1 protein-coding gene is annotated in these 8,207 nt (G+C 73.0%); it reads right to left on the bottom strand.

Annotated elements, in window-relative coordinates; translation table 11 throughout:
• Positions 1–8,207 (bottom strand): SDR family NAD(P)-dependent oxidoreductase (locus ACZ7OY_RS44440; RefSeq protein ID WP_472251195.1); only part of this gene is annotated, 8,207 nt, incomplete at both ends.

The raw sequence follows: 8,207 nt of genomic DNA, 5'->3' as shown, positions 1-8,207 counted from the left end.
GTACCGCGAACCACCGCCAACACCTGATGCCCGTTGCGACGCGCGTCGGACAACCGCTCCACCAGCAACATCCCCGCACCCTCGGCCCAGCCCGTGCCGTCCGCACCGGCGCCGAACGCCTTGCACCGGCCGTCCGCCGACAGCCCGCGCTGACGGCTGAACTCCACGAACACGGACGGGCCTGCCATCACCGTGACTCCGCCGACGAGGGCCATCGAGCACTCCCCGCTCCGCAGCGCCTGCGCGGCGAGGTGGAGAGCCACGAGCGACGACGAGCACGCCGTGTCGACCGTGACCGCCGGACCCTCCAGCCCGAACGTGTACGAGACACGCCCCGAAGCGACGCTGCCCGCACTGCCGTTGACGAGGTAGCCCTCCAGCCCTGCCGGCGAGGTGTGAACGCGCCCGCCGTAGTCGTGGTACATCACGCCGGCGAAGACACCGGTCCTGCTGCCCCGCACAGTCGCCGGGTCGATCCCGGCCCGCTCGAACGCCTCCCAAGACGTCTCCAGCAGCAACCGCTGCTGCGGGTCCATCGCCAGCGCCTCACGCGGCGAGATCCCGAAGAACTCGGCGTCGAAGTCTGCCGCGTCATGGAGGAAGCCGCCCTCGCGGGTGTAGCTGGTGCCCCACTGGTCGGGGTCCGGGTCGTAGAGCTTCCCCACGTCCCAGCCGCGGTCCTCGGGGAAGCCCGACACGGCGTCGCGGCCGGAGTGCACCAGCTGCCACAGGTCTTCGGGCGACCGCACGCCGCCGGGGTAGCGGCAGGCCATGCCCACGATCGCGATGGGCTCGTCCGCCGTTCCGGTGGCCGGGGAGAGTGCCGCCTGCACGGCTGCCGTCGCCTCGCCGGAGCCTGCGGCTTCGGCGGTGAGGAAGCGGGCGAGGGCAAGCGGGTTCGGGTGGTCGAAGATCAGGGTGGCCGGCAGGCGCATGCCGACGGCCGAGTTGAGCTTGTTGCGCAGTTCGACGGCGGTGAGCGAGTCGAACCCGATGTCCTTGAACGAGTCGTCCGCGCCGACCGACTGTGTGCCGGCGTGCCCGAGCACGGCGGCGACCTCGGTGCGCACCAGGTCCAGCACCACCTGCTCACGCTCGGCCTCCGGCAGCCCGGCCAGCCGCTGCCCCAGCGATCCCCTCGGCGCGGTCCGCGCCGCGCGCCGCACCGGCGCGACCCTCACCAGTTCACGCAGGACCGGCGGCACGGGCTGCTGCCCCTGTCCTTCGCGGAAGGCGGACGTGTCGAGCCGGATCGGGGCGACCGCTGCCCGACGGGTGGCCAGTGCCGCGTCGAACATCCGCAGGCCGTCCGCCGACGGGATCGCGGCGAGGCCCATGCGCTTGATGCGTGTGAGATCGATGTGGTCGAGGCCGCCGGTCATGGCGCTCTCGCTGTCCTGCGCCCACAGGCCCCAGGCCAGCGATATGGCCCTCAGGCCCGCGGCACGGCGGTGCTCGGCGAGGGCGTCGAGGAAGGTGTTGGCAGCGGCGTAGTTCCCCTGGCCCGGCGTACCGAGGGTGCCCGCCACCGAGGAGAAGAGCACAAACGCGGACAGGTCGCCGGACAGCTCGCACGCCAGGTCGTGCAGGTTCAGCGCCGCGTCCACCTTCGGGCGGAACACGGCGTCCAGTCGCTCTGGGGTCAGCGAGCCGATGATTCCGTCGTCCAGGACGCCGGCGGTGTGGATGATCGCGGACAGGTTCTGCCCGGGCCCGGTCAGGAGTGCACGGACGGCATCACGGTCGGCCACGTCACACGCGGCCCAGGTGACGTCGGCGCCCTGCGCGGTCAGCTCGGCGGCGAGCTCGGCCGCGCCAGGTGCGTCACCACCGCGGCGGCTGACCAGCAGCAGGCTGCGCACACCGTGCTCGGCGACCAGGTGCCGGGCCAACAGCCCGCCCAGCCCGCCCGACGCGCCGGTCAGCAGAACGGTGCCGGAGCCGAGGCCGGGAAGCTCCGGAACCGCGTCCGACTCGGCGACACGGACCAGCCTCGGCACCCGGACCTCGTCGTCCGCGTGCACCGCGGCCTGCGACTCACCGGACGCGATCAGGCCGGGCAGCACCCGGGCGAGACCGACGCCGCCGACATCGCCGCCGACACCGGCATCGGCATCGGCATCGGCGGCGGTCTCCACCAGCACGATGCGGTCGGGGTTCTCGGTCTGCGCCGAGCGCACCAGTCCGCGGACCGCCGACTGGGCGAGGTCTCCCGTACGCATCACCAGCACCAAGCGCGCCGGGCGTTCCTCGGCCAGCCACCACTGCACCAGTTCCAGCACCGCTTGGGTGACCTCACGGACCCGGGTGGCAAGGTCCGCGCCGGCCCCGGTCGGGCAGTGCACGACCACGGCATCGGCGACGGCTCCGGCACTGGCGTTGGCTCCGGCATCGGTGCCCGCCGGCGAGTCCGCGGCTCGAAGAGCGGCGAGATCCTCGTACGTCTCGATCTTCATGCCGTCCGGCGCGGGCGGCAGGCCGACGGGTGTCCACTCCAGGCCGAAGAGCGCGTCGACGCGGCCGGAACCGGCGCGCAACCGGTCGGCGGGCACCGGGCGCAGCGTCAGCGTGTCGACCTGCGCGATCGGCTCACCGGTGCCGTCGGCCAGCATCAGCGACACCGTGGAGGTGCCGGTGCCCACGCGCGAGACCTTCACCCGCAGGCCGGAGGCTCCGGCAGCGGCCAGACGCACGCCGCTCCAGGCGAACGGCAGCAGCCCGTTCCCCGTGCCGGCCTCGGGCTCGACCGCGCCCAGCCAGACGGTGTGCAGGGCGGCGTCGAACAGGGCCGGGTGCAGACCGTACGCGGCCGCATCCAGCCGCTCCGCGTCCGGCAGCTCCACCTCGGCGAAGAAGTCGTCCCCGTTCCGCCACGCGGCGCGCAGCCCCTGGAAGACGGGTCCGTAGTCGAGGGCCATGCCGGCCAAGCGGTCGTAGAACCTGTCGACGTCGACCGGCTCCGCGCCCACGGGCGGCCACGCGGCGAGCGAGCCGTCCACGGGCCCTCCTGTGGCGACGGCCAGCGAGCCGGAGGCATGCCGGGCCCATGCCCGCTCGGCGACGTCCTCGTGGGCGTACGCGTCCCCGCCGTCGATCCGCGAGTGCACGGTCAGCGCCCTGCGACCCGAACCGTCGTCGGCGCCTACGCGCACCTGCAGGGCGACGCCCCCGCGCTCGGGCACGAGCAGCGGTGTCTCCAGCGTCAGCTCTTCCAGCAGGTCGCAGCCCACGGCGTCGGCAGCGGTGATCGCCAGCTCGACGAACGCGGTTCCCGGCAGGAGCGCGACCCCATTGACGGCGTGATCCACCAGCCACGGGTGCGTATGCGTCGAGAGCCGCCCGGTGAGCAGATGTCCGTCGCCGTCGGCCAGCGGCACGGCGGCGCCGAGGAGCGGGTGCCCGGCCTCGCCCTGCCCCACTGCGCGCATGTCACCGGCGGAGGCGGGGGCGTCGAGCCAGTAGCGCTCGCGCTGGAAGGCGTACGTGGGCAGATCGACGCGGCGGGCGCCCGGGAAGAAGGCGTGCCAGTCCACTTCGGCGCCGCTGACGTGCAGTTGGGCGTACGCGGTGGTGAGCGCCTGAGGTTCGGGGCGGTCTGCTCGGAGTACGGGGATGGTGACGATGTCGTCCACACAGCCCTGCGCCAGGCCGCTCAGGACACCGCCGGGGCCGATCTCCACGAACGTGGTCACACCCAGCTCGTGCAGGGTCCGCACCCCGTCGGCGAAACGGACCGCCTCACGGACGTGCCGCACCCAGTACTCGGGCGTGTACGCCTCCGCCAGACGACCGGTGAGGTTCGAAACCACAGGAATCCGCGGCTCGTTGAAGACCAGACCGCCGACGACCTCCGCGAACTCCTCCAGCATCGGATCCATGAGGGGTGAATGGAACGCATGACTGACCTTCAGGCGAGACGTCTTACGACCTTGAGCGGCGAAGACCTCGGAAATCGTCCCAACCGCGCCCTCCACACCCGAAATGACCACGGACCGAGGGCCATTGACCGCCGCGACACCGACCTCGTCGGTCAGGTACGGCAACACCTCGTCCTCAGCCGCCTGCACCGCCACCATCGCACCACCAGCGGGCAGCGCCTGCATCAACGCAGCCCGCGCCGACACCAACCTCGCCGCATCCTCCAGCGACAGCACCCCGGCCACATGCGCAGCCGCGATCTCACCCACCGAATGCCCAGCCACAAAGTCCGGCCGCACACCCCACGACTCCAGCAACCGGAACAACGCCACCTCGACCGCGAACAACGCCGGCTGCGCCGAACCCGTCCGATCGAGCTCGTCCGAGTCGATATCGACCGGCGCATCCAGGAGCGCGCACACCTCGTCGTACGCCGCAGCGAACACCGGGTACGCCGCGTACAGTTCGCGCCCCATCCCCAACCGCTGCGAACCCTGGCCCGAGAACAAGAACCCGACCTTGGCCGTCGGATGAGCCCGCCCGGCGACGACGTTCGCCGCCGGTTCGCCTACGGCGAGGGCCTCAAGGCCCGCCCGCAGTTCGGCCGGGTCGGTGCCGACCACCGCCGCCCGGTGCTCCAGCGCCGACCGCGTCGTCGCCGTGGAGAATCCGGCGTCGACGGGCGACACGTCTTCGGTCGCGACGGCCAGCAGACGCTCCGCTTGGGCTCGTAGCGCCACTTCACTCTTTGCCGACAGCACCCACGGCACGGGCACCGGGCGGTGTCCCCGGGCCGGCTCTGCCACGGCCGCGGCGGGCGCCTCCTCGATGACGGTGTGCGCGTTGGTGCCGCCGATGCCGAAGGACGACACCGCGGCCCGGCGGGGCCCGGCGGCCGCGGGCCATGGCACCGCCTCGGTCAGCAGCCGCACGGCGCCCGCCGACCAGTCCACGTGCGGCGTCGGCTCGTCCACGTGGAGCGTCTGCGGCAGCACACCGTGCCGCATCGCCATCACCATCTTGATCACACCGGCCACGCCCGCCGCGGCCTGCGTGTGACCGATGTTGGACTTGACCGAGCCCAGCCGCAGCGGCCGGTCGTCGGAGTGTTCCCGACCGTACGTTGCGAGGAGCGCCTGCGCCTCGATCGGGTCGCCGAGCCTGGTCCCCGTGCCATGGGCCTCGACGGCGTCCACGTCGGCCGGCGTGAGCCCGGCGGACGCCAGCGCCTGCCGGATGACCCGCTGCTGCGAGGGACCGTTCGGCGCGGTGAGACCGTTGGACGCGCCGTCCTGATTGACCGCGCTGCCCCGCACGACGGCCAGCACGCGGTGGCCGTCGCGCCGGGCGTCGGACAGCCGCTCCACCAGCAGCATGCCGACGCCCTCCGCCCAGCCCGTGCCGTCGGCACCGGCCGCGAACGCCTTGCACCGGCCGTCGGGCGACAGCCCCCGCTGCCTGCTGAACTCCACGAACAGTTCCGGCGTGGTCATGACGGTGACGCCCCCGACCAGGGCCATCGTGCACTCGCCGCTCCGCAGCGCCTGCGCGGCGAGGTGGAGGGCCACGAGCGAGGACGAGCACGCCGTGTCGACCGTGACCGCCGGACCTTCCAGGCCGAACGTGTAGGAGATACGACCGGAGACGACCGACGCCGCCTTGCCGGTGAGCGCGTACCCCTCGATCTCCTCGGGCGCGTTGCGCAGCCCGTTGGCGTAGTCCTGGCCGTTGGTGCCGACGAACACGCCGGTGCGGCTGGCGCGGACGGACGCGGGGGCGATGCCGGCCCGCTCGAAGGCCTCCCACGAGGTCTCCAGCAGCAGCCGCTGCTGCGGGTCCATGGCCAGCGCCTCGCGCGGCGAGATCCCGAAGAGACCGGCGTCGAAGCGGTCGGCGCCCTGGATGAAGCCACCCTCACGCGAGTACGTCTTGCCGGGTCGGTCGGGATCGGGGTCGTAGAGCGCGTCGATGTCCCAGCCTCGGTCGGTGGGGAACCCGGACATCGCGTCCCGGCCGGAGCTCAGCAGTTCCCACAGGTCCTCCGGCGACTGGACACCGCCGGGAAAGCGGCAACTCATGCCGACGATCGCAAGGGGCTCATCGGCCGCGACCGCGGCCGTCGGCTGCGCGGCGTCCGCCTCCGGCCCCGACCGGCCGAGGAGCTCCTCGCCCAGGTGACGGGCGAGGGCGGTGGGGGTCGGGTGGTCGAAGACCAAGGAGCTGGGCAGCTTGAGGCCGGTGGCCGTGTTGAGCCTGTGGCGCAGTTCGACGGCGGTGAGCGAGTCGAAGCCGGTCTCGCGAAACGTCCGGTCGGCTTCGAAGGCGCCCATGCCGGTGTGGCCGAGCACCGTGGCGGCCTGCTCGCGGACCAGGTCCAGCAGGATGCGGCCCTGTTCCCCCGGCGTGGCACCGAGGAGGCGCTGGACCAGCGCGGACACGGGCACTTCGGCGCTCCGCGCGGCCCGAGCGCGTGCTTCGAGGGCTTCGCGGGCCTCGGGCACGCCGTGCAGCAACGGGCAGGGACGCGTGGCGGCGAAGGCCGGGACGAAACGGTCCCAGTCCACGTCCGCGACGGTCACGGAGGTCTCGCCGTGAGTCAGCGCACTGTGCAGCACGGAGATCGCGGGAAGGGCATCGATCTCCCGTACGCCGCGCCGCCGCAGATGGTCACCGGCGGCGCCGTCGGCCATGCCCCCGTCCGCCCAGGGTCCCCAGGCGACGGCCAGCGCGGGCAGGCCCTGCGCCCTGCGCTGCTCGGCGAGGGCGTCGAGGAAGGCGTTCGCGGCACCGTAGGCGCCCTGGCCGCCGTTGCCCCAGACACCGGTCATCGAGGAGAAGAGCACGAAGGCGTCGAGGTCCTGGCGGTCCCGGGTCAGCTCGTGCAGGTGGAGCGCTGCGTCCGCCTTGGGGCGCAGCACGCGATCGAGGCGCTCGGGCGTGAGCGATTCGACCAGGCCGTCGTCGAGTACGCCCGCGGCGTGCACCACGGCATTCACGGTGTGCCGACTGAGCAACTCGGCGAGCGCGTCGCGGTCGGCCACATCGCACGCGGCGACGGTGACCTCGGCGCCCAACTCCTCCAGCTCCGCCTTGAGTTCGGCGGCGCCCGGCGCGTCGGGGCCCCGGCGGCCGGCGAGTACCAGGTGCTCGGCACCGGCGCTGGCGAGCCAGCGGGCCACGTGCCCGCCCAGTGCACCCGTACCACCGGTCACGAGCACGGTGCCGCGCGGCGACCAGGGTGCGTCCGCAGGTGCCGCGCTCTGCGGGGCGCGCACGAGGCGGCGGCCGGACACGCCGGAGGCGCGTACGGCGAGCTGGTCCTCGTCGGCCTGGGCCAGCACGCCGGCCAGTCGCTCCAGCGCGCGGAAGTCCGGCTCTGCGGGCAGATCGACGAGCCCGCCCCAGCGCTGCGGCTGTTCCAGGGCGACGACCCTGCCCAGGCCCCAGAGCCTGGCGGAGACGGGGTCGGTCAGCGGATCCGTCGTGCCGGTCGACACCGCGCCGCTGGTCAGGCACCACAGCGGGGCCTCGATCCCGGCGTCGCCGAGGGCCTGGACCAGCAGGACGAGCCGCTGGAGGGCAGCGGCCCCCGCTTCCCCCTGCGCCGCGGCGAACAGGATCCCGTCGGCCTGTTCGTGCCCGGCGTCGGTGAGGGCCCGGGCGAGCACGTCGCGGTCGGTGTCCTCACCCAAGGCGAACGGTACGAGCGTGACGCCGAGTTCCGTGAGCCCGGCGCGGATCGCCTCGGTCCACGCGGTCTCCTCGGAGACCGCGTAGAGCCAGGTCCCCGGCGGAGCGGCCCCAGCCATGTCACCGAGCGGCTGCCAGGTGATCCGGTAGCGCCAGCCGTCGGTGGTGGACTGCTCGCGCCGCTTCCGACGCCAGGCGGACAACTTGGGTGCGACCACGCCCAGTTCCGCGGGTTCCAGTCCCAGAAGCGCACCGAGGGACGCCCGGTCCTCGCTCTCGACGGAGTCCCAGAACTCGGCGTCCATCGCCTCTGGCGTGCCGGCGGTCGCCGCTTGAGGCGCGTCGAGCCAGTAGCGCTCGCGCTGGAAGGCGTACGTGGGCAGATCGACGCGACGGGCTCCGGGGAAGACCACCTGCCAGTCCGGCGAGATGCCCTGGGTGTACAGCTGCCCGACGGCGCCGACGAGGGCGTACGGCTCAGGCCGGTCGACGCGCAGAACGGGCACGGTGACGACATCCGTACCGTCGTCGAAGCAGCCCTGGACCAACGCGCTGAGGACACCACCCGGACCGATCTCCACGAACGTCGTCACACCCAG

This window comes from Streptomyces sp. NPDC107559, assembly GCF_055657365.1.
The sequence above is the reverse complement of the archived record's forward strand: the minus strand, read 5'-3'. Positions and strand labels throughout refer to the sequence as shown.